The sequence below is a fragment of the Psychrobacter sp. APC 3279 genome (genome assembly GCF_030407795.1).
GTDB lineage: Bacteria > Pseudomonadota > Gammaproteobacteria > Pseudomonadales > Moraxellaceae > Psychrobacter.
The window spans coordinates 235,700-258,883 of the sequence record NZ_JASDCR010000001.1; the positions used below are offsets into that span (position 1 = coordinate 235,700).

A 23,184-nucleotide genomic window follows, 5' to 3' on the forward strand; every position below is an offset into this window, starting at 1 on the left:
AAATAGAAAGTGTGAACACGTTGAGTGCCATGGATAAGGTAGCGGTATGATCAAACTCATTTTATTGGGCTTGCTAGCAGGTGCGTTTTTTAGCTCGACATTTATCTTAAATGAGCTTATGAGTAGCGCAGGTGGACATTGGTTTTGGTCAGCGAGTCTACGCTATGTCTTTATGCTGTTGATTATTACTGCCATTATTGCGATGCAACATGGCTTTGGTCGTATTAAAGCGCTAATAATGATTTTTCTACAGCATTGGAGCTTTTGGTGCATTACTGGCAGTATTGGGTTTGGACTGTTTTACACCGGTATTTGCTATGCCGCAGATCATGTTGCGGGATGGGTAGTAGCGGCTACCTTTATGTTTACCGTCGTCACCAGTCTGCTTGTGCTATTGGCATTTGGTCAACGCTTTGATAAAAAATTTATCGTATATGCTGTCATTGTCTTTATCGGTGTGGCGCTCGTCAATATCAGCGAAGGTCTGCATGCTGCTTCTATAACTGACACCGTCCCCATGTCTGACATGCTGCTCTACGGTGCGCTACCTGCTCTTATCGCCGCTTTTAGTTACCCAATTGGTAACCAGCTGGTTTGGCAGGCTTCTCACAATGCCCGCAAGCGCAATACTGAACTACAGAAGGCCGCAGAGTTGAACGCTCAAAAAGCCAGTATTGGTATTGATATTAACGAGCAGAGTGAACCGCTCATATCCGAAGCTTATGATTTGCCAGCTACGACATATGATGCCACCGACCTCGATAGCGTACTTCAAAGTAACAACACTGCGGCAACCTCATCCCTACAAAATCTAATTGCTCGTATTCCTTCTATCGAAACCACGCTACTGCAAAATGCCTTTAACAAAGTGTGGCTAATGACTCTTGGGTGTTTGCCATTTTGGCTGTTTTTGGGCATTATAGTGCGCCCTGACCAGCCCCACCCCTCACAAATAATCAATACGTTGCTCGTTGCTCTATTGGCAGGCGTGGCAGCGACCACTATATTTCTGTATGCGCGCGAGCAAGCTGTTACTTCAAGCGAGGTTGCAGGCGTTGACTCAACCCAAGCCAGTGAAGTTATCTTTGCTTTGATTGGGGGTATATTATTATTAGATAACGCCATACCTTCGGCGATGGGACTGTTCGGTATAGGGCTAATTATTGTAGGGCTGATATTATTTGCAAAAGATGGCTAAATAACACTACGCCTATTTCGTCAAATTTATACATTGAATAGCCACCTAAAAAACACCTATCACTTTGATGATCTCGATTTGGCACTATAACCATGGGTAATGCTTTGATTTTTCCTGATATTTTATTATATTTATTGGACATGGTTGGCATTGTTGCCTGCGCGATTGCAGGGACTTTGCTTGCGCAGCATAAAGGCTTTGATATCGCTGGGTGTATTCTAGTGGCGATGGTCAATGCCATCGGCGGTGGGACATTACGCGATATGGCTCTCGACCGTCATCCTCTATTTTGGATGACTGATCTTAATTACGTGATCGTTATCACGGTGACCTCCCTTATCTTACAAATCTTCTTTCACCTTTATCATAAGATTGATAATGCGTTAAAGCTCTTTGATGCTATTGGGCTAGCAGCTTTTAGTGTCATTGGTTTTAAGGTAGCCTTAACCTTAGACATGTCTCCCCTCATTGCTATTATGATGGGTGTCTGGACTGCCATTATCGGTGGTTTACTACGTGATATCATTTGTAATGAGATTCCGCTGGTACTACAGCGTGAAATTTATATTACTGCCAGTATCGCAGGGTCTGTGACGTATTTATGCTTACAGTATTTTGGAGTCGGTGCCAGTCTCAATGAATTTATTATGCTGTTTGTCATCTTTGCAGTTCGTATGCTCGCGCTCAGATTCGACTGGCATCTGCCTTCTATTCGACTCGTAGACTGATTGATTGAGCAAGACTCTGCTGAGATAGCCTTTGTTTGACTGACAATAATTGAAAATAGTGAGAACTGCCCATGTTGGCTATCGTATTGGACCCTACCGTACTGATCACTACTTTTGACCCGCGCTCTTTGATATATTTCTTCGATATGATTGGCATCATCGCCTGTAGCGTTTCAGGCACGATACTTGCCAAGCACAAAAACTTCGACGTCTTCGGCTGTCTGCTCGTGTCTATTGTCACTGCTATCGGCGGCGGCACGGTACGTGATGTCATTCTGGATCGCCATCCGTTATTTTGGATGGTAGATATGAGCTATCTGACCCTCATTACGATTTCATCACTAGCGATGCAGATATTTTTTCATCCAAACTCCAGACGAGTGGATAAGTTCCTCAAGCTTTCTGACACCATTGGTCTGTCAGCATTTACACTGATCGGTATCAAAGTCGCTGATAGTATGGGTGCCAATGTACCTGTAGCGCTATTGTTAGGTGTGATTACTATCGTGGTTGGTGGCATCATTCGCGATATGATTTGCAATGAGATTCCATTGGTACTACAGCAAGAGATTTATATTACGGCAGCGTTGACGGGTGGGGTGCTGTACTTTGCTCTAAAGAACTTAGGCGTGACAGATTGGGTAGCTGACATCTCTACGATGAGTACGATTTTTACTTTGCGTATGCTGGCTATTCGTTACGATTGGCAGTTCCCCACATTAGAGTGGAAATACTAATACTAGGGCGTGTCTTCATTTCAAAAATACCAACGCGCCCATATTTGAGCGCGTTTAGTATTATCGGTTTGACATTGTCGCTTTACCCTTGCTCTACCACAGCCAAATCCTTGACCATCAGCTGTAAGCTTTGTTTGCCATTCCATTCATTGATGTCTAGCTGAAATAATAAATGGACTTGCTTAGCACGGTAATCCCACGCCTCATTATCGAAGTTGAAGCAAATTGCCTCTATCGGATATTGAACGTCTGGATAACGCAGCGATAACTTAAGATGTTTGTCTTTTAAAATCTTAAAACTTAGCACCTCAAACACACCGTCAAATATTGGCGGTGCAAATCCATGACCCCAGATACTGGCATCGGCTAAATGCTCAGCAAACCATAAGCTAAAGTCACTCGCTTGCAAAGGTCCATCGGTGAATTTTTGCTCTGCAAATACCTCATCATCCATCTGAGCCATCACTTCATTAAAAGCTGTGACAAATGCCTCAAAGTTGCGGCGCTTGAGGGTCAGGCCTGCTGCCATCGCGTGACCACCAAAATGGCTGATCAAATCTGGATATCGCTCGGCGACTTGTTCAATGGCATCACGAATATGGATACCTGGGATAGACCGTGCTGAGCCTTTGATAGCACTGTCTTCATCCGTTTGTTCAGTGTCTGCTGGTGCAAAAACGATACTGGGTAAATAATGGCTTTCTTTTAGGCGACCAGCGACAATGCCGATGACTCCTTGATGCCAGTCGTCTTGGTACAGAATAATACTACGAGCGCCAGTATTGTTAGCCTTAGCAGTAGAGACAGCTTGAGTAATTGTGTCGTCGTTACTAGTATTATTGACGCTATCACCACTCACACTCTCGTCGCTATTATCTTCGTTAGCCAATGCTTGTACGATACTATCGGCTTGCGCACGCATCTCGCCCTCTACATGACGACGCGTACGGTTCAACTGCTCAAGCTCTTGTGCCAAACGTTGTGCGGTGCTCCAGTCTTCAGTTAATAAGCACTCAATACCGATGCGCATATTGTCCATGCGTCCAGCTGCATTGATACGTGGACCTAATACAAAACCGAAATCCTGCGCATGAAGCTGCTTGGGATCACGGCCCGCTTGCTCAAGCAATGCCAATATTCCCATACAGCAGCGGCCTTGACGAATAGCCGACAATCCGTGATGTACCAAGATACGGTTGTTTTTATCTAATACCCCAACATCTGCAATCGTCCCAAGTGCGACCAAATCCAAATATTGGCTAACCTGTACCGTAGACTTGCCAGCTTCGCGGCGTAGCTTTGCTAAGCGTCCAAGCACATAAAACGCGACTCCAACTCCGACCAGTGCTTTACTAGCAAAGTCACAATTTAGCTGATTGGGATTGACAACCGCTTCCGCAGGTGGCGTCTCTTTGGTCGTAAGATGATGGTCAGTGATAATCACCGTGATACCATCAGCTTGGGCGCGTGCCACCCCTTCATGACTTGAGATGCCATTATCAACTGTCACTATCATATCTGGCTGAAAAGTCTCAATACCTAACTCGACAATCTCCGGCGTCAGGCCATAACCGTACTTAAAACGATCTGGCACTAGGAAATCAACGACCGCACCCATCTTTGTGAGCGCGCGCATCATTAAGGCTGTACTGGTGGCACCGTCACAGTCAAAGTCACCAACGATCAAGATACGCTGACGCTCATCAATCGCCAAGTCCAATAAGCGCACGGCTTCTGTGACACCGTGCAGTGCCTCAGCAGGCAATAGACCTGATAGGCTAGTCTCCAGCTCATCAGGCGCAGTGATACCTCGCCCTGCATACAGACGGGCAAGCGTGAATGATTGAGCGGCAAATGGTTGCAGCGCGGCGGGCAACTCGTCGATGCGAGTGCTGGTATAACGGGGGGTTAAATTTAGCATGAGGGTATTCTACTGGCTTTAGCAGAGGGTCACAATGACAATTTATACTACCTCTGTATATCATTAGGCATTGTGCAACCTAATGAATAATGCCCATATCTTAGTAATAATTGAGACTGCCATTTTTATAGCTCATGTAAATCACCTTCACTTGATTACTTACAAAAAAGGTGCATAGTGTGAGTAATTTCATTCATTTTGCTACAAAGCAATGATTGTAAGCCAAGCATAAATACCTAAAATAGTAAGCAATGAAAGATTTGTTATCTATTGAACTTTTTATCATTTATATTTTAATTATTTATAAGGACACTTTATGAAAACCACACCACTTGCTGAAAAACTTCCAAACACTATCGACCCTAACCTAGACCTTGATAAAGTTAAAAAAGAATGTCAGGGAATGGTAAAAAGACGCGCTAGAGTTTCTGCTGGTGTAGCAGTTGTTCCAGTGCCATTTTTTGATGTGGCAGTTGATGCAGGCATGTTGACACAGTTGCTTCCAGAAATTAGTGAGCGTTTTGGTCTCATTGAAGATCGTCAATCAGCCATTAACTTGGAATCGCGCGAAGTACATTGGAGCGCAGTAAAAGACCGTACCGTAGATTTCGCTGGGCTCATGGCAACACGTGGTATCGTCAAAAAAACTATCCAAGGCTTCGGTGGTCGTATCGCTGCCAAACAAGTGACCAAGTTTATCCCACTTGGCGGCCAATTGGTTGCTGCAACGATGGGCTATACGATCTTTAAGAAAATTGCTAATGACCATATCAACGAATGCTATAAATTGGCAAAAGATATTCAGCAAAAAGAACACGGCAAAAACGTGTAAATAAGCCGAATAGCTTAGTCTATATTAAGCCAGTTAAGTGATTACTTAGCTGGCTTTTTTGTGGTTAATACATATAGGTCATAGAGTTCTAAAATAACATCCGCTTGTGGTTAAGGATGTCATTGCTAGGTTTTACTGATAATATACAGCTTTATTTATGACAAACACCTTAAAGGACTAACTTATGAAAAAAATCTTGGCTTCAACGATGATGCTAGCGACCTTTGCCTTGGCGGGATGTACCACAACAGGTGCTACAAACAACGGTACAGGTACAGCAATCGGTACCGCAAACGAAATCGGCATGAATGTTTTTAGAGCTGCGATCGACAACCAATGCCGTAGCCAAATTGAACAACAGAACGCGTGGCGTGTTGCAAGCGTCGCCATGACAGAAGCACAGCAAGAATCTGTTAAAACCAATGTTTGTGGCTGTGTCAGTGAGCAAGCACCGCAGCAAGTGACGATTGTTGAGCTGGGCAATGCCGCGATTGACTCTCAGTACCGTACTCAGTTAGTCGCACAAGTCGTCGCCAAATCTCTACAGAGCTGCTATACAAGCTTTGTTCAATAGAACAATCAAATGATTCGTTAGAATAAGAAATAATAAAAAGGGTGCGTTAAACATAACGCACCCTTTTTATTGCTAATAGATTAGTTCAGTTCTTAGCCTAAAATTTGTTTGTGTCAGATGCTTGAGACGTTATAGAAGCAGTAAAAGGCAACGATTGGCTACGACGGAAATACTTCGAGGTGCTATCAATAATTTTATCTACTTCCTTAATTAAATCATTAATCACATCATCATAGATACCATGATATAGCTCTTTTTCAAATGCTGTAAATGGGTGTTTGCGCGACGCTGAACCCACCTCAGTGACACCGTCTTTACTATAAAAAATATCTACGCGACCATCACTATTCAACACACAATTTAATAGTCCGCCTTCAATTTCCATCTCTACGCGTTCTGGCATAAAAATATAGTCATCTACATTGATAAGCTTTTTCTCTACTTCTCGTTTAAAAAATGATTTGATATCGAACATAGGTACATCCCTAACTTTATAATTATAAGATACGTGAGCATGCCGAGCACTGTGACTGTTACCCAGTATTCATCTGTGTGATTAACGGGTCATGCTTTACTCAGTTATCCTATAAGATAGCGTTAGATTATTTAAGGTGCGATATGTAAAACTGCGTTTGATGTTGGTAAAAATGTGCGCTTAACTCTGGCTTCAATACAGTTCCAACAACCGAAATAAACACAACAAAAAAGGAAGCGACCAATAAGCAACTTCCCTTTATATCATCCAACTGCATTAACTAATTTAGTTAGACCCAGCCTTTCTCACGAAAGGATTTGAGTACCTCTACAAATACTGCCATCTCATCAGGTCTGCCAAGTGTTAAGCGATTAAAGCCAGTGATAGGTGCAAACTCACGCCCGACAGCAATACCATGCTCACGCATTCTGTCGATATAGGTTTGCACGTCGCCCTTTATCTCATGGAATATAAAACTGGCTTGTGATGGCAAATACCGTAAACCAAGCTCATCTAACGTCTGCTCTACCAGCTGGCGCGATTGATTGGCTGTACGTAAGCTCAATGCCAGAAAATCTTCATCATCGAGAGTCGCTAATGCAGCTACCGCACCTGATAAGTTGGTATTATCAATCGAGATAAATGCTTCTAATCTAGCAATCATTTGCGGGCTAGCAACTGCATAGCCGACACGCATGCCAGCAAGTGCACATAGTTTTGAGAAAGTACGCACCACAACGATATTTTCAGAGTACTCCTCTCGTATCCATGTAACACCACTCTCAAAACTTGGATCAGTCACATACTCTGAATAAGCTTCATCTAATAAAAAGTAATGGTTACTTGGTGCATTCCCTACCCATTCTTTGAGCTTTACTGTGTCAGTAATAGTCGACGTTGGGTTGTTTGGATTGCACAGATAAAACAAGCTAATACCTTCAAAGTCATCAGCCACTTTTTGCATGCTTTGCAAGTCAAAGGCGTAGTTTTCAGTCATCAGCGGTACTTTTACCACAGGTACATCGACAGATGTCGCATATAACTCAGCATAGGCAAAGGTTGGATGCGGCACGATAACTTGGAATTTTTTGCCTTCTACTAATGCTTGATTTTGTAGCATTTGGACGACAGTACGAATGTTTTCACTAGAGCCACTGCCTAGAGAAATTTGACTCTCTGCTACACCGTTTATCTCAGCGACTTTGGTGATCAGCGCCGCACGTTGGTCATCGGGATAGCGAAAGCCGATGTCTAAAGAGTCGATAACGGCTTGTTTGGCAGCATCTGACATGCCGAGTGAATTTTCGTTAGAGTTTAATTCTATTAAGTTGTTGGTAAGCACAGTAAATAATACGCCTAGATTATGTCCATTCCAAAAATTTAGTCTGTGTTGACAATGTGATCTATAAAAACAGCAAGCCTAGCCCAAATAAAGCATTACACGTGCTCGGCTTGTTAGCTTGCGACTTAAATTTTTGAAATATTATATGGATGGTGAGGTTTATCGGATATGGTAAGTGGCAATGCGCTGCATTACAAGTATTCTGCACATTCCGTTATTGAATAAACCATAAAAAAGTGAGGTGCTCAAAAAGCACCTCACCTTCGCTATCGTTTAGCCTCTTTTTAGCCCTAATATTTGACCCAAGCGATCAGATCAAATGTGCTTTTAACTCCAGCACTTTATCACGCGTTTTTGCTGCTTCTTCAAACTTCAAATCACGCGACATTTGCTGCATTTGCTTCTCTAATCGTTTGATTTCTTTGGCAAGCAGATCAGGGCTACGCAAGATATTGATATCCACATCTGGCAAGTTACTCTTAACTGGGATAGCTTGATTGTCATTGGCATCCAAGCTTTCGCCCGTATCAATCTTGTCCGTGATACTACGGCGAGCCCCTTTTGGCGTGATATTATGCTCAAGGTTAAAGGCAATCTGCTTATCACGGCGACGATCCGTCTCATCTATCGCCTTTTGCATACTTGGCGTAATGCGATCAGCATAGAGAATGGCTTTACCATTCAAGTGACGCGCTGCACGACCAATGGTCTGAATAAGCGAACGCTCTGAACGCAAGAAGCCCTCTTTATCGGCATCAAATATCGCTACCAGCGAGACCTCAGGCATATCCAAACCCTCACGTAATAAGTTGATACCGACTAGCACATCATGCACGCCAGTACGGAGCTCATGAATAATCTGCATACGCTCAACAGTATCGATGTCCGAATGTAGATAAGCGACTTTTACATCATACTCTTTAAGATAACTGGTCAAATCTTCTGACATGCGCTTAGTCAACGTGGTAATCAGTACACGCTCGTCCTTTTCACGGCGTTTGGTAATCTCTGATAGCACATCATCAACTTGCGTCAAGACAGGACGTATCTCAATCTCAGGGTCAATCAGACCCGTCGGACGAACAACTTGCTCAACGACTTGCTCGCTATGCTCAAGCTCATACAATGCTGGCGTGGCACTGACATAAATGGTTTTTGGCTTGATACGCTCCCACTCTTCAAACTTCATCGGGCGGTTATTCATCGCACTGGGTAGTCTAAAACCATAATTGACCAAGTTTTCTTTACGCGATCTATCGCCTTTATACATCGCGCCAATCTGCGAAACCGTCACATGTGACTCATCAAGGAACAACAAGGCATCTTCTGGAATATAATCAAACAACGTCGGCGGCGCTTCCCCTGATGGACGACCAGAGAGATGCTGTGAGTAGTTTTCGATACCGTTACAGTAACCAAGCTGCTGGATCATCTCCAAGTCATACTGAGTACGCTCTTTGAGACGCTGTGCTTCAATCAGTTTGTTATTGTCACGGAAGTACTCTAAACGCGGCTCTAGCTCAGCACGAATCGTATGACTGGCAGCTTCTAGCTTATTGCGCGGCGTCACGTAGTGCGACTTTGGATAAATGGTAATACGTGGCACGCTGCGTACCGTCTTACCCGTTAAGGGATCAAACCACGTAATCTTCTCGACTTCGTTATCGAATAAATGCACACGTACCGCTAGCTGCTCAGACTCAGCAGGATAGATATCTAACAGCTCTCCACGCAAACGATACGTACCACGGCCAAAATCTAGCTCGTTACGTGTGTACTGCATCTCAACCAAACGCTTGATAGTCGCTGTACGATCGATGTTATCGCCCACAACGACATGCAATAGCATTTTTAGATAACTTTCTGGATCACCCAAACCATAGATACAAGATACTGAAGCGACGATAATCGCATCACGACGCTCTAACAAGGCACGCGTGGCGGACAGGCGCATCTGATCAATATGATCGTTAATAGCGCTGTCTTTTTCGATAAAGGTATCACTAGCAGCGACATACGCTTCTGGCTGATAGTAATCATAATAGCTGACAAAATATTCGACCGCATTATTGGGGAAGAACGATTTAAACTCGCCATATAGCTGAGCGGCTAGCGTTTTATTGTGCGCCATGATAATGGTCGGACGCTGAGTTTCAGCAATGACCTTTGCCATGGTATAGGTCTTACCAGAGCCAGTCACACCCAATAGCAACTGCTCGTCCATGTCCGAATTGATACCGTTAACTAGCTTTTTGATGGCTTGCGGCTGGTCGCCTGCTGGCTCAAAGTCAGTAACCATCTCGAAGGCACGACTTGATATTTGCGTCCCTGACGCATTAACACCACTAATTTCAGCTTCGCCTTGGAGCTGAGTGGCCAATTGATTTAACTGACGCGATGAGCGCGGTTCAGGCATTCGCATAATGGCTTTCTTCTTCTTAAGGTTTATAACAATATGGGGTCTGAGCAGCGGTTTTTAAAGGAGAATAAGGAGTCTCATCCTATAATTAAAACACTGTCTCGCTGCCCAAAAATATGAGTGTATAAATGTACGGTTTATCAGAAATTAAAGCTTAATATTAGCGGATAAAACTTACATCGTTATAAAAAACGCACACAGTATTCGATAAATTTACAAAGCTTTTCACGGTTAACAAACTCGTTACACGACCACTCAACAAAGCCTAACACTCAAGGGTTCCAACACTGAGTTAAGCTGCTATTATCATTCTTGAATTAACAAGTTGATGACTTTTCAGTACTAGTGAGCAGTATTGATGAATTGAAAGATTTATAGCAATTCATATTGTTAGCTTTAACTTAATTGTCATCGAATAGAAGACCAATAAAAATACATTGAACTTTCATTCAATATAATAATTTTAAATAAATGACGGAGTAAAATATGAGAGAACGTTACGCAAGTGGTATTTCAGACGAAACTGCGAAAAAAATGATTGATTTATTAAACGCTAACCTAGCAAACGTTATCGATTTAACATTAGATGGCAAACAGTGCCATTGGAATCTACAAGGCACTGGGTTTATCGGTGTACATCAATTATTAGATGAGACATCAGATCGTATCCTTGAAGTATCAGATACTATCGCAGAGCGTATTGTAATCTTAGGTGGTCAACCAAATGGTTTGGCAAGTCGCGTAGTAAAAGAGTCTATCCTAGATGACTACCCAACCGACATCACTGAAGTAGATCAGCATGTACGTGAGTTAACTAGCCGCTACAAGAAAGTCGCAGAGACATTGCGTGAAGCGATTGCTACCGCTGGTGATGCAGGTGATGAAGACACCGCTGACTTGTTTACAGAAGCTAGCCGTATTGTTGATAAAGATGCATGGTTCATCGGCGCAAACGCACCAAAGAAATAGTACCGTTTAAGTTAAAAAATTACTAAGTACTAGAGTTATAAGAAAAGCCGTCACTCATGACGGCTTTTTTGTGTTTTGATTTTTGAATTTAGAAAGCGTACTTAAAAGCATTCAATAGGATTTCTCTACCACATACTTAATCTACTAAGCTTTTAAATTAAATATTCTCTAAACTTAGCAGCTCAGCGTTAGGTTCGGACAGTGTCAAGATGGCCTCTTGAAAGACTGGATTACCTCTGAATAGGTTTTCAATCTCTTCAAACTTCTGTGCGATATGCTCTTCTTTTTGATTGCCTGCGATATCTACCGCCGCCACCATAAATATCTTTTTTGGGCCGACCCACTCTAGGTGCAGATAGGACACACTATCGATATCTGGATGATTTAGCAGCTCACTCAAAACGTATTCATGCATACGGTCAGTGACTCTATGTCCGACTAAGAAATCTCGGTTACGACTGATCAAGAATATGGCGACGACGCCCAGTAGTAGACCGACAATAATAGACCCTAACGCATCCCAGTACGGTTCGCCCGTATAAGCGTGCATACCCATAGCAGCAGCGGCAATCACCAAACCGATAACCGCTGCTAAATCTTCAAAGAATACACCGCGCAACGTTGGATTAGAGGTATCCACGACATAGCCAAGTGCACTGATATCAAGCGCTTCACCATGTTTTTTACTTTGTCTGTATGCCTGAACCAATGAAACCCCTTCGAGCACAAACGCCACTGCCAATACGATAAAGCCAATCGTATAGTTAGTCTCAGACTCAGTAGCGTTCCATTCTTTGATACCTGTGTAAATAGAGACAATCGAACCTGCCGTAAATACACCAAAAGCAGCAATCATTGACCAAACATAAGACTCTTTGCCATAGCCTAACGGATGACTTTTATCAGCAGGTTTGATGGACTTTTTTTCTGCGACGATGAGCAAAGTACCATTGCCAGCATCCGCCCATGAGTGAGCTGCCTCTGCAATCATAGAGGCTGAGCCTGTCATAAAAGCGGCAACAGTTTTTGCGATTGCAATAACCAGATTGGCCCCGACCGCAATCAACACAGTGATCAGTGATCCTGAATGCTCATCATTGGTTTCGGGGCTTTGATTAAGGGTATGTTTTAGTTCAGGGTCGTTTAGAATTTTAGGATTACCTGCCCCACGCGCGCGAGGTGTTTGCGATTTAGGAGAGGCTGGTAAATGGCGCTGGGGATTAGCAATAGATGGCTTTAGATTCATGCTAGACTCACTGAAATAACGTATTGATAGTAGAATTTTTGCCGTAGATAAATGGCTTGAAACATACATCAGCTTAAAATAAGCGCTCTACAATCTCAGTGTCTTTTTAGTGAGTCGTTGTATGAATTATGAATTATTAATTCAATAAAACTAAATAACTTTATAAAATTTTAGATAGCTTTAAATAACTTTAGATAGCTTTAAATAACTTAGGCTATTTTCCTACCTCAGCATTTTCTTCGTTCTCGCTAAACTGCTTGTTAATCTCTTCGAAATCACAACTTGGACGATGTGAACTTTCCATACGCAGCTTCTTTCGCTCTTTTGCTGCATCAGCTCGACATTGCTGCATCTTGTTTTTGATATCGAGTGGTGGTGCGGATGTCGGTTTACCGTTGTCATCAATAGCCACCATCGTAAAGTAACAGCTATTGGTATGACGGACGGTACGACCACGTACATCTTCTGCTTCGACGCGGATACCTACTTCCATTGAGGTATTACCAACATAATTAACACTGGCCGCAAAAGTAACCAGCTCGCCCACATATATCGGCTCACGGAACATCACCTGATCGACAGACAGTGTCACCACATAATTACCACTATAGCGACTGGCACAAGCATAGGCGACCTGATCAAGCATCTTGAGCAAATCCCCACCATGCACATTGCCAATGAAATTCGCCATATCAGGCGTCATCAGTACTGACATATATAGCTCATGGTTTAATGGGGCTTTTTTGGCAGTGGAGCTGGTATTGTATTGCGGCATAATATTCCTTAATGGGTTAACACTTATTTATTATGCCTACCATTTATACAGCAGGTCGCCGTATATCACAAACGACCCTCTGTCATTGGACAGTCTAAATTGTGTAAATTGGTGCTATTTAAACAGCGTTATATAGGCCAAGATGTAAGCGCTAGCTCAACCAATGGAAGCGATACGCAAGCCATGCCACTATCGCGCTCACTGAACCGGTTAAAATACCACCCCATACAAAGTCGACCAACGCTGTATCTAGCGTAAAGCCTTTATACAGTGCCAAATTGGTAAAGTCATATGTGCCGTAAGCCATCAAGCCAATCAGCCCGCCGAGTAAGAAGATATGACCAACGGATGCGCCTGCTTTGATTTGTGGATATAGAACCAAAATACAAAGCGCCAATATATAAAACATATAGAACACGCCAGCTGCCATCATGTTTGGCTCATCAGCCAATAGATGCCCGATACGTGACTCATAAAAAGCCCCTTTCATGGTCGTCAGCCAAACAGCATCGACACCCAAAAAGATAACCACAGCGGCGAGATAAATAAAAACGTAACCCATGATATTACCTCTTATAAAATGAATAAAAACGTATGAAAGTTATAATGTCAGTCGTGGTTGGATAAAGTCTAAAAATGCCAGAATACGCGAAGATACGGCACTGTTTTTGTAATAGACCGCCTGTATGGCTTCACGGTTGTTTGGTCTGACTATCGCCTCAGGCAACACCTCAACCAATCGTCCAGATTCTAAATCTTCACCAATCATAAAATGTGACAGTAAAGCAATACCTTGATGATTCAAACATAGCTGACGTAAGGTCTCGCCGCTACTGCCAGTCATATGAAAATTCAGTTTAACTGGAGTTTTTAGTGGCCAGCTGTTTAATTTGGACGCATCGTTAAAGCCAATTAATTTATGAGTGCTTAAATCCTCAACATTCAAATCATCAATATGAGTCACCTCGTTATGCTGATATAAATATTTAGGACTGGCTACTAGCCGCAGCTTACTTTTACCTAATAAACGCGCATGCAGATTTGAGTCTTTTAAGTCGCCAATTCTGATAGCCAGATCCGTCTTGTGCTCAAGCAAGTCGATGATGTTGTCATGCGAGGTCAAATCAAGCGTGATATGCGGATACTGCTGCACAAACTCACCAACCAAAGGCGTCAGCTGATGCAATACAAACGGACTCGCAGCGTCAATTCGTAGATGCCCACTCGGCGCTTGTTTTAACAGCTTAATCGCCTCTTCACCGGTATATAACGTATTTAAACTCTCACGCGCATATCTAATAAAGACATGCCCTTCCTCCGTCAGCTCCAAGCGCCGTGTCGTTCTATTTAGCAGTGTACATTGCAGCGTATCTTCGAGTCTGGACACCGCACGAGACACTTTAGCGACCTGCTGATTCAGCACGTTGGCAGCGCCAGTAAAGCTACCCGTATCCACTACCGTCAAAAATATCTCTATGTCTTCTGTTTTAGCATGTCCCATCATCATGATTACCTTTACAAAATTGACAAAGGTATTTTGTCATTTATGCTGTTTTTTGCAAACTATAAATCCGTCAAACTACGCGCATCATTTAATTATTAGGATGTCGTTATGCCACTCGCTTTATGGGCGCTTACTCTAAGCGCATTTGCAATTGGGACAACCGAATTTGTCATCGTTGGATTGGTACCAACTATTGCCGCTGATCTAGGCGTAAGCTTACCTTCAGCAGGGTTGCTCGTCAGCCTATATGCTGTCGGCGTTGCCATCGGTGCCCCTATACTTACCGCACTCACTGGCCGCTGGAATCGTAAAATAGTACTGATGAGCCTAATGGGTCTGTTTGTCATGGGTAACTTGCTGGCTTGGCAAGCACCCAGTTATGAAACCTTAATACTTGCCCGTATCTTGACCGGTCTAGCGCATGGTGTGTTTTTCTCTATTGGTTCCATGATTGCTACTAGCCTTGTCAGTAAAGAAAAAGAAGCCAGCGCAATTGCCATTATGTTTACCGGACTCACTGTTGCGCTCGTCACTGGCGTACCCCTTGGCACATGGATTGGACAGCATTTTGGCTGGCGCGCTACGTTTTTGGTCGTCTCAGTACTGGGTTTAATCGCTTTAATCGGTAGCGCCATATTGGTACCAAAAAACCTAAAAAAATCTATCCCTGCAACGTTCAAAGAACAATTACAAGTCATTGTAAAACCACAACTACTGCTGGTTTATCTAATGACTATTCTTGGCTATGGCGGTACGTTTACGGCATTTACCTACCTAGCACCTATCTTAGAGCAGCAGACCAAATTTGCACCATCAGCCATTGGTCTTATCGTGCTCGTATATGGCGTGTCCGTTGCGATCGGCAATATTTGGGGCGGAAAACTTGCAGATAAACGCGGCCCTATTAGTGCGCTTAGCATTATATTTAGCGCCTTAAGTGTCATTCTTTTACTGTTCACCTTTACTATGCAGTCCAAGATTGCCGCAGTGCTGACTATTTTGGTATGGGGTGCTTTTGCCTTTGGTAATGTACCAGGTCTACAAATCTATGTGGTTAAGCAAGCTGAAAAATATACGCCAAATGCCGTCGATGTCGCTTCTGGATTGAATATTGCTGCATTTAATATCGGTATTGCACTGGGCTCAATCATCGGTGGTAGCGTGGTTGAGAATATGTCATTGCAAGACACAGCTTGGATTGGCGCTGTCATCTCTCTAATGGCACTAGCGGTCACACGCTATTCAGGGCTGCGTGATAAGCGTGCCCTGCAAGCATCGTAGAACCTTTCGATATAGAAGCTTTCAATGTATAACCTCTCAACATATGGGTCTCAAACTGTCTATAGAGTTTGAGACCCTATGAATGTTATGAACAAACCATATCTATATCATCAGACTTATACTGACGCAATGTCTGTTCTATCTTCTTCACTAAAGGCTGTCTCATCGTTCAAAACTGTTTTAAGATTTAAGACGGCAGATGGCAGATCAGAGAAATGCAGCGTATCGATGTTGTTAGGCTTCACCGCAGTAACTTGTACCACACCGATCGTGCGCTCCAAAAAACCACCTTCGCAATAGCAAAAGTAAAACTCCCATAGGCGGATAAAGGCATCGTCATAGCCAAGCGCTTGAATCTCTGCACGCTGCGCCATAAACGCAGCACGCCAGTCACGCAGCGTGTACGCATAATCGAAGCCATAATCATGCAATTGTTTGACGACCATATCGGTTTGTTCAGTAAATTGGGTCGTCAGCTCTTGGTTTGAGAGCAGACAACCACCTGGGAAAATATGCGTTTGGATAAAATCGACTGAATCGATATAGTCTTGATAATTCTGATCGTTAAAGGTGATAGCCTGCAATACCATAAGACCCGTCGGCTTGAGCAAGCTATTACACTTGGCAAAGAAAGTCGGTAAGTACTCATGGCCCACCGCTTCAATCATCTCGATACTGACTAACTTGTCATATTGACCTGTCAGCTCGCGGTAATCTTGTTTGAGTAGCGTAATTTTGTCAGACAGACCTGCCGCCTCGACTCGTCGCTGTGCTTCATCATACTGGGCATCAGAGATAGTCGTGGTGGTCACGTGGCAGCCGTAATGCTTGGCTGCAAAGATAGCAAAACCGCCCCACCCTGTACCAATTTCGATCACATTATCATCCGCACTGAGCTGTAAACGTTGGCATATGAGCGACAGTTTGTGCTGTTGCGCATCACTGAGCGTTACGTCAGGCGTAGGATAGACTGCCGATGAGTACATCATCGTATCGTCCAAAAACCGCTGATACATGTCATTGCCCAAATCATAATGGGCTAGAATATTGGATTTGGAGCCAGATTTGTCATTGCTACGTAGCTGATGCTTCGCTTTTTCAAATGCTTTACTAATACCAGCAAAACGATTCTCTAGTTTATTGAGCACTGCTAAATTGCGAGCCGCTAAACGAATCAAACCTGTCAAATCATCCGTATCCCACTCACCATCGATATAACTGTCTGCTAGCGCGATAGAGCCACCAAGTAATAGCTGACGATAGACAGCAGGATCATGAATCTGTAACGTCACATGTAGCGAATGGCGACCAACCGCCGAGCTACTAGCGTCATTAGTAGCTACTTTGCCAAAGCTACTTGTCTTAGGTTCCTGCTCGTCAAATGTTTCAATCAGCGTGAGGCTACCAAACTGTATATGCTGTAGCGCACGAAAGATAAGCTTTCTAGCTAAGTGATTCACACTATTGCTGACTGGCTGTAGTACAGCGCTTTCATTAACTACTTTGCTCACACGAGCAGTTAATTTTTCTAGTTTTGTGACTGGTGCTCGATCGGTCGGTCGTGCTGGCATCGTGTATTTATCCTTGTTTAAATGCTTTATTTTTAGTGGTTCATTTTCAGTAGTACATTGACGAGATTTTTGGATTATTGATATTTAAAAATTGCTGTAACTATAAGATATCTTTTGCGCTCGATACTGCTAGCTACTTTTTTTCTGTGTACTTTACTGCTAGCCGCCTTTCTGTTGACTGTCGGCCAATTTTTCATCGTAGTTGATATACGGCACCTTTTTAATTGCATATAGCTTAAACGCGTGCCAATAAATACGTGTTAATGATGTCATATTCATTAGAGGGTTTTTTCGCAAGCTATGACGAACAGCCTCTTCTGTCATTGGCACCCCTGATATCTTTATACCAGTTTTTAGAACTTCACCGCGCTCATCGCTGATATTGATAGCAATACGCACTTGCAAGCCAGTATTAGGTTTCTCTTCTGTTTTTGTACGTTTTACCGTAACCTGCCAGCGGTACAGCTGATCAATAGGGTTAAAAGGTGATACGTGAAAATCCTTGTCATGACAGAACTCAGTATCTTCTCCTTCTAACAGAAACCCGTAGTAATGACGCTTGTCCCATGGCGTATTAGACACTTCAGCCAACAAATGAGTGGGCGTTTGCTGCGAATCAAACCCTAAGTAAAAATTGACTGGGCTAAAGTACATGCCAGCATTACGGCAGACGAGCAATCCCAACATATCGCCTTCAGGTGCGCTACCTGCATGTTTTTCAAATGCTTGAATTAGGCGTTTTTCTAGTGCTTGAATAGACTTTACATTACTATTGGGTTTTTCATCGTTGCTTAGGCTATTATTACTCTGTAGGTCAGTATGCTGTAGATAGTCATCAGGACAGAATCGTTGTAGCGCCTTTGTCTTTGCTGAAAATAGAGGCAGACCTTTTGCTAGTAGATTTTTCGGCAATACTTTACGTAATGGTAATTTCCCTGAAACTTTACTCTCATCAAATACTGCCGTGCTAATTTCGGGAAGTTCCTGTCCTGCCGCCAGCACGCTAATATTGACGCCCCAATAGCGGTAAGGGTAAACGAACTTATTCACACTAGGTAGCAGCCGACTGTGCCATGTCGTACCCTCAAACAGCTGATGCGGTAATGCAGTGGTATCACAAGAAGACTCACGACTTGGCATAGCATTGGTATCTTGAACGAACGTGGTCATAAATAGTCTCTTGTGTAACGGTGTGCTTTTCGTATGGCGAACCTTTCAAAACACTTAGAATACATAGCAGCATTAATCGTCATATTATTTGGTTTTACGGCGACCGAATAAGCCACGCTTCTTATATTGGCTCGTATCAGCAGTTGAACTCTGCAAACGATCAGCATACTTAACCAGTTCCTGATTGGTCGTCGCTGTGGTTACTTCACGCTTATTCAGCTTACGTAATTTGGTATCCGCTTTTATAGGTAGATCTTTATAACGAAACGGCGTATGCGCGCTATCAGCGTCAGGTAAATGAGCTGGGTCAACCTCATCTTTTATATCAATATCAAGACCAAGCGCCTGACAGACGCGTAATCCACTGCGTACGCCATCTTCATGAAAGCCATTAAACCAATAAGCCCCGCAGAAATGTGTGTGCGAACCGTTACCCGAGATACTCGACCATTTAGTCTGCGCATCAATCATCGCAAGATCGAACACTGGATGACTGTAATCAATGCTCTTAATTATCTGCTTATCATCGACGCTTTTATTGTCTACAGCTGGATTTAGGGTGACTAAATAATTGTGTTTTTTGGTCAAGCGTTGCAGGATATTCATGTGATAAGTCAGCACTGGCTTTGCAGGGATCTGTGCGTTTCCAGACGCTTGCTCATCCTTAACACTGCCTGAAACTGTTTCATCTATTAAGTAATTCCAGCTTGCCCATGCCAGTGGTTTCTTAGGTAAAACACTGGTATCGGTGTGCAATACAGCCGTGTTTTTGGTAAAGCGAAAGTGACTTAATACTTCAGTCTCATTGGTGCTCGCATCCTTTAGAATCTTTAGCGCAGTATCTGCATGACAAGCAAAGATCACATCATCGAATACAAGATTTTCGCTACGGTTGTCAGCATTACCTTTATCCTGCACTGTTAAAACATTCTTCACCGTCAAAATAACTTGATCACCATCACGAACCACAGACTGTACTGGACTATTGACTAGTATTTTGCCACCCGCTTTGATAAAACGTGGAATCAGTTTATTGACATACTGCTTTGAGCCACCCTTTATCGTAAACCACTGCGGACGATTGACCACGTCGAGCAAACCATGGTTGTCAAAGAATTGTGCAAAGAACACCAGTGGGAAATCTTGTACTTCATCTAGACTGGTTGACCAAATGGCCGATACCATTGGCAATAGATAGTTATCGGTAAACAGCTGACCGTATTTCTTTTGTGCTAAGTAACCACCGAGCGTTTGTTCTGCAAAGCTACTGACATCTTGTCCTTGAGAGCGCGCATTATCGTAATCTTGGCGTAGCTGTTTGATATGCTTGTTAAACTGTAAGATATCTTTGATAAACTGCCAGAAATTCGGATTGAGCACATTTTTGCGTTGCGATAATAAGGTGTTGAGCGTATGACCGTTGTATTCAAAATGACGTGCAGTATTTTTGACAGAAAAGCTCATGTCCGTTGCTTGAAACGGCACCTGCAACTCATGAAGCAAACGAAAGAAGTTCGGGTATGTGCGCTCATTAAAGACAATAAACCCTGTATCTATCGCACTACTCTCTACATTGCTACTCTTCGCTTTTTTACCGTCTTGTAGTGCCACGTCAATCGTATTTACATGCCCGCCGATATAATCATTGGCTTCAAATACCGTCACATCATGTTGCGTACCTAGATAATGAGCACATGTCAGTCCTGACACACCTGAGCCGATGATAGCAATACGTTTTTGGGTAGTCTGATGGTCAGAATCTGTTGTAGCATCGGTAGCAATCTTTTGGTTACTTGCACGCTTGAAACGAGTAAACGGCATAAAAGCATTCCCTTCTGTATTTTTCTGTCGATATGATGGCTGAGAGTTCTACTGATAGTAGATTATTTTTTATTAAGTTTTTCACTAACTTGCTGCCAGACCAAATCAGGCAACGTGCCCAATGCTTTTAAAGGCATAGTCAATTTCTTTGGGAATTCAATCACATCATGCCCACTTTCAATACCATTGCGTATGGCTTGACTGGCCTGCGCTGGCGTCTGGATAAACGGCATCGGAAAGTCATTCTGTTTGGTCATAGGTGTCTCAACAAAACCAGGTACAACTAAGCTAACTGACACATCATGCGGAGCAAGGCTAATCTGTAGGGTTTTCATTAGATAATGGATAGCAGCTTTTGAGCTACCATATGCCTCAGCGCGCGCAAAAGGCACATAAGCAGACGCTGAACCGATACCGATCAATCGACCTTTTGAAGCGATTAGCTTTGGCAGCACTCCTTCGATTGCATGCGACAACGTACCCATGTTTACCGACATGACTTTCATAAACATACTGCTATCAAAGTTCGGCATATCTAAGTACTCGCACATGCCAGCACCGCAAATCGCTAGATCAACATTGTCGATTTTTTCAAAAGCTTCGATAACCTTTTCTCGATCCATTAAGTCTAAATCAATCGTTTCTGCGCCTAGCGTTTCAAGCTCAGCCAACGCTTCGTCGTCACGACCGACCGCATATACATGATGATCTGCTAGCAGATAGTCTTTTGCCAACTGCTTACCAATGCCTGACGTCGCCCCAGTAATGAGAATATGTAATTTTTCAGTAGAATCTGTCATCGTAAATATCCTTTTTGAGTATTTTTATAATATAGAATTTATGGGCTTAAACTGATTAATTAATAAAAGTTTAGACCTTTGATAACAGCTATCTATTATCGTTATTCTTCGCAGATATCATTGGGCGCATTTTATTAAGCTATAAGCCATTTTATTTAACAAATCTAAATAATTATAGTGGTTGGCTACAGGTTTATTGTTGTGTCTTCGCAATCGTCTGGCTCAAGCTTAATATAAGCATGTTATTTGTCATCTTTATAAGGGTGCTACTATCACAAGCAACGACACAATATTCTGTTACTAGCGTCGTAAGACAGCTCAATATCAGCATGCTACAATTCAAAAATTAGCAATCGTGTCGTTTGCCGAAGCATTATTACCATCATCTATAATCGAATGACCACCGTATTACGGTAAGATAATGCTATCTTTTCTTAAACTATCTGACATCTTGTCCTGATAGCAATGAAAACGTTATATAATTAATATCAGATTTTCACAAATCCCACCCTCATATAAAAAAGGATCTCTCATGAGCGAGTTGCAACTGTCTGACCGCGTCAACAACATCCAACCATCACCTACGCTAGCGATTACCAATAAAGCCAAAGAGCTCAAAGCAGCTGGTAAAGATATTATCGGCTTGGGCGCTGGTGAACCTGATTTTGATACTCCTGAACACATCAAAAAAGCAGCAATCGATGCAATCAATGATGGCTTCACTAAATATACGGCTGTCGATGGTACGCCAGAGCTAAAAACAGCCATCATCGAGAAGTTTAAGCGCGACAATGACATCAGCTACGAGCCAAACGAAATCCTAGTATCGGTCGGTGGTAAGCAGTCATTCTTTAACCTTGCCCAAGCATTTATCAATCCTGGCGATGAAGTCATCATCCCAGCACCATACTGGGTCAGCTATCCTGACATGGTTATCATCGCAGAAGGTGTGCCAGTCATCGTCAAATGCCCAGCGGAGCAAGACTTCAAAATTACCCCTGAGCAGTTAGAAGAAGCGATCACTGACAAGACTAAACTATTGGTATTAAACAGCCCATCTAACCCAACAGGTATGATTTACACATTAGATGAGCTAAAGGCCATCGCTGAAGTATTAAAAAAGCATCCACAAGTCTATGTAGCTTCAGACGATATGTACGAGCACATCCGCTGGACAGGCGATAAGTTCTACAATATCTTAAATGCAGCACCTGAGCTAAAAGATCGTGCCATCATCTTGAACGGTGTGTCTAAAGCGTATGCGATGACAGGCTGGCGTATCGGCTATGCGGGTGGCCCTGCTAAGCTAATCGGCGCGATGAAAAAGGTACAGTCACAATCTACCTCTTGCCCAACGTCAATCAGCCAAGTGGCTGCCGAAGTTGCTATCAGTGGTGATCAGAGCGTACTAGAGCCGATGGTAGCCGCTTTTGAGAAACGCTGTGACCTAGTAGTAGATGGTCTAAACGCCATCAAAGGCATTACTTGCCTGCGTCCTGATGGCGCATTTTATGTGTATCCAAATATCGTACCGCTAATCAAAGCGGCTGGCCTGTCGTCATGTACTGAATTCTCAGCATGGTTATTGGACAAAGTTGGCGTGGCAGTCGTACCTGGCGATGCATTCGGTCTTGGCGGCTATATGCGTATCTCATACGCTACTGATGAAGCAACATTGAAAGATGCCCTATCGCGTATCGAAAAAGCAGTGGCTGATTTAGACGTTGCTGAATAAATCGTAAAGAGCAACGAGTCTTACCGCTGTTCATAAAAAATACGCCCTCTATACACTATAGGGCGTATTTTTTTACGCGAGTCTTG

20 protein-coding genes are annotated in these 23,184 nt (G+C 43.1%); 8 read left to right on the top strand and 12 right to left on the bottom strand.

The annotated features are described in order from the left end of the window. Nucleotides 1-46 precede the first annotated feature (46 nt). From QL898_RS00810 to QL898_RS00820, 3 genes are all read left to right on the top strand, one after another. Nucleotides 47-1,198, top strand: a complete 1,152-nt coding sequence (locus tag QL898_RS00810) for a multidrug resistance efflux transporter family protein (protein WP_290175470.1) — start codon at nt 47-49, stop codon at nt 1,196-1,198. A 92-nt stretch (nt 1,199-1,290) separates the two neighbouring features. After that, nucleotides 1,291-1,926 carry a trimeric intracellular cation channel family protein gene (locus tag QL898_RS00815; RefSeq protein WP_290175471.1) on the top strand — a complete coding sequence of 212 codons (636 nt, stop codon included), beginning with the start codon at nt 1,291-1,293 and terminating at the stop codon, nt 1,924-1,926. Nucleotides 1,927-1,997: 71 nt separating this feature from the next. Then, nucleotides 1,998-2,663, top strand: coding sequence for a trimeric intracellular cation channel family protein (locus QL898_RS00820; protein ID WP_057760888.1), 666 nt, complete (start codon nt 1,998-2,000; stop codon nt 2,661-2,663). A gap of 82 nt (nt 2,664-2,745) precedes the next feature. Here the strand turns inward: QL898_RS00820 and recJ are convergent, their stop codons facing one another. Continuing rightward, the gene (gene recJ, locus QL898_RS00825; protein ID WP_290175472.1) at nt 2,746-4,584 is read right to left on the bottom strand and encodes a single-stranded-DNA-specific exonuclease RecJ; all 1,839 of its coding nucleotides are present in this window, start codon (nt 4,582-4,584) and stop codon (nt 2,746-2,748) included. A gap of 316 nt (nt 4,585-4,900) precedes the next feature. Between recJ and QL898_RS00830 the strand changes: the two genes are divergently transcribed. Together QL898_RS00830 and QL898_RS00835 are read left to right on the top strand one after the other, a co-directional pair. After that, nucleotides 4,901-5,416: a hypothetical protein gene (locus QL898_RS00830; RefSeq protein ID WP_290175473.1), complete on the top strand. Its 516-nt coding sequence runs from the start codon at nt 4,901-4,903 to the stop codon at nt 5,414-5,416. Between the two features lie 184 nt (nt 5,417-5,600). After that, nucleotides 5,601-5,990 (top strand): hypothetical protein, encoded by a 390-nt coding sequence (locus QL898_RS00835; protein ID WP_290175474.1) that lies wholly within the window; start codon nt 5,601-5,603, stop codon nt 5,988-5,990. A gap of 97 nt (nt 5,991-6,087) precedes the next feature. Here the strand turns inward: QL898_RS00835 and QL898_RS00840 are convergent, their stop codons facing one another. From QL898_RS00840 to uvrB, 3 genes are all read right to left on the bottom strand, one after another. Next, nucleotides 6,088-6,465 carry a hypothetical protein gene (locus QL898_RS00840; RefSeq protein WP_101206413.1) on the bottom strand — a complete coding sequence of 126 codons (378 nt, stop codon included), beginning with the start codon at nt 6,463-6,465 and terminating at the stop codon, nt 6,088-6,090. Nucleotides 6,466-6,754: 289 nt separating this feature from the next. Beyond that, nucleotides 6,755-7,807, bottom strand: coding sequence for a histidinol-phosphate transaminase (locus QL898_RS00845; protein WP_290175475.1), 1,053 nt, complete (start codon nt 7,805-7,807; stop codon nt 6,755-6,757). A gap of 310 nt (nt 7,808-8,117) precedes the next feature. Then, nucleotides 8,118-10,229, bottom strand: a complete 2,112-nt coding sequence (uvrB, locus tag QL898_RS00850) for an excinuclease ABC subunit UvrB (RefSeq protein WP_101206411.1) — start codon at nt 10,227-10,229, stop codon at nt 8,118-8,120. Between the two features lie 483 nt (nt 10,230-10,712). Between uvrB and dps the strand changes: the two genes are divergently transcribed. Further along, nucleotides 10,713-11,195, top strand: coding sequence for a DNA starvation/stationary phase protection protein Dps (gene dps, locus QL898_RS00855; protein WP_057760902.1), 483 nt, complete (start codon nt 10,713-10,715; stop codon nt 11,193-11,195). 157 nt (nt 11,196-11,352) lie between these two features. Here the strand turns inward: dps and QL898_RS00860 are convergent, their stop codons facing one another. From QL898_RS00860 to QL898_RS00875, 4 genes are all read right to left on the bottom strand, one after another. Continuing rightward, entirely contained in the window at nt 11,353-12,441 is a 1,089-nt protein-coding gene (locus QL898_RS00860) for a cation diffusion facilitator family transporter (RefSeq protein WP_290175476.1), read from the bottom strand. A gap of 214 nt (nt 12,442-12,655) precedes the next feature. Next, nucleotides 12,656-13,216, bottom strand: a complete 561-nt coding sequence (locus tag QL898_RS00865; RefSeq protein ID WP_290175477.1) for an acyl-CoA thioesterase — start codon at nt 13,214-13,216, stop codon at nt 12,656-12,658. Nucleotides 13,217-13,367: 151 nt separating this feature from the next. Further along, nucleotides 13,368-13,778 (bottom strand): DUF2177 family protein, encoded by a 411-nt coding sequence (locus tag QL898_RS00870; protein WP_057760908.1) that lies wholly within the window; start codon nt 13,776-13,778, stop codon nt 13,368-13,370. Nucleotides 13,779-13,817: 39 nt separating this feature from the next. After that, nucleotides 13,818-14,720 carry a LysR family transcriptional regulator gene (locus QL898_RS00875; protein WP_290175478.1) on the bottom strand — a complete coding sequence of 301 codons (903 nt, stop codon included), beginning with the start codon at nt 14,718-14,720 and terminating at the stop codon, nt 13,818-13,820. A 108-nt stretch (nt 14,721-14,828) separates the two neighbouring features. On the opposite strand from QL898_RS00875, the gene QL898_RS00880 reads away from it, so the two are divergent. Next, nucleotides 14,829-16,001, top strand: a complete 1,173-nt coding sequence (locus QL898_RS00880; protein ID WP_290175479.1) for an MFS transporter — start codon at nt 14,829-14,831, stop codon at nt 15,999-16,001. Between the two features lie 116 nt (nt 16,002-16,117). Here QL898_RS00880 and QL898_RS00885 read toward each other — a convergent pair whose 3' ends face one another. The 4 genes from QL898_RS00885 to QL898_RS00900 all read right to left on the bottom strand — a co-directional run bounded on the left by QL898_RS00885 (nt 16,118) and on the right by QL898_RS00900 (nt 21,363). After that, nucleotides 16,118-17,572, bottom strand: coding sequence for a cyclopropane-fatty-acyl-phospholipid synthase family protein (locus QL898_RS00885; protein WP_290175480.1), 1,455 nt, complete (start codon nt 17,570-17,572; stop codon nt 16,118-16,120). Between the two features lie 159 nt (nt 17,573-17,731). Continuing rightward, entirely contained in the window at nt 17,732-18,742 is a 1,011-nt protein-coding gene (locus QL898_RS00890; RefSeq protein ID WP_290175481.1) for a DUF1365 family protein, read from the bottom strand. Between the two features lie 84 nt (nt 18,743-18,826). Further along, nucleotides 18,827-20,563, bottom strand: coding sequence for an FAD-dependent oxidoreductase (locus QL898_RS00895; RefSeq protein ID WP_290175482.1), 1,737 nt, complete (start codon nt 20,561-20,563; stop codon nt 18,827-18,829). 62 nt (nt 20,564-20,625) lie between these two features. Next, nucleotides 20,626-21,363 carry an SDR family NAD(P)-dependent oxidoreductase gene (locus tag QL898_RS00900; protein WP_290175483.1) on the bottom strand — a complete coding sequence of 246 codons (738 nt, stop codon included), beginning with the start codon at nt 21,361-21,363 and terminating at the stop codon, nt 20,626-20,628. Between the two features lie 532 nt (nt 21,364-21,895). Here QL898_RS00900 and QL898_RS00905 point away from each other — a divergent pair. Continuing rightward, on the top strand, nt 21,896-23,098 hold the full coding sequence (locus QL898_RS00905) for a pyridoxal phosphate-dependent aminotransferase (protein ID WP_057760918.1): 1,203 nt from the start codon (nt 21,896-21,898) through the stop codon (nt 23,096-23,098). The last annotated feature ends 86 nt before the right edge of the window (nt 23,099-23,184 follow it).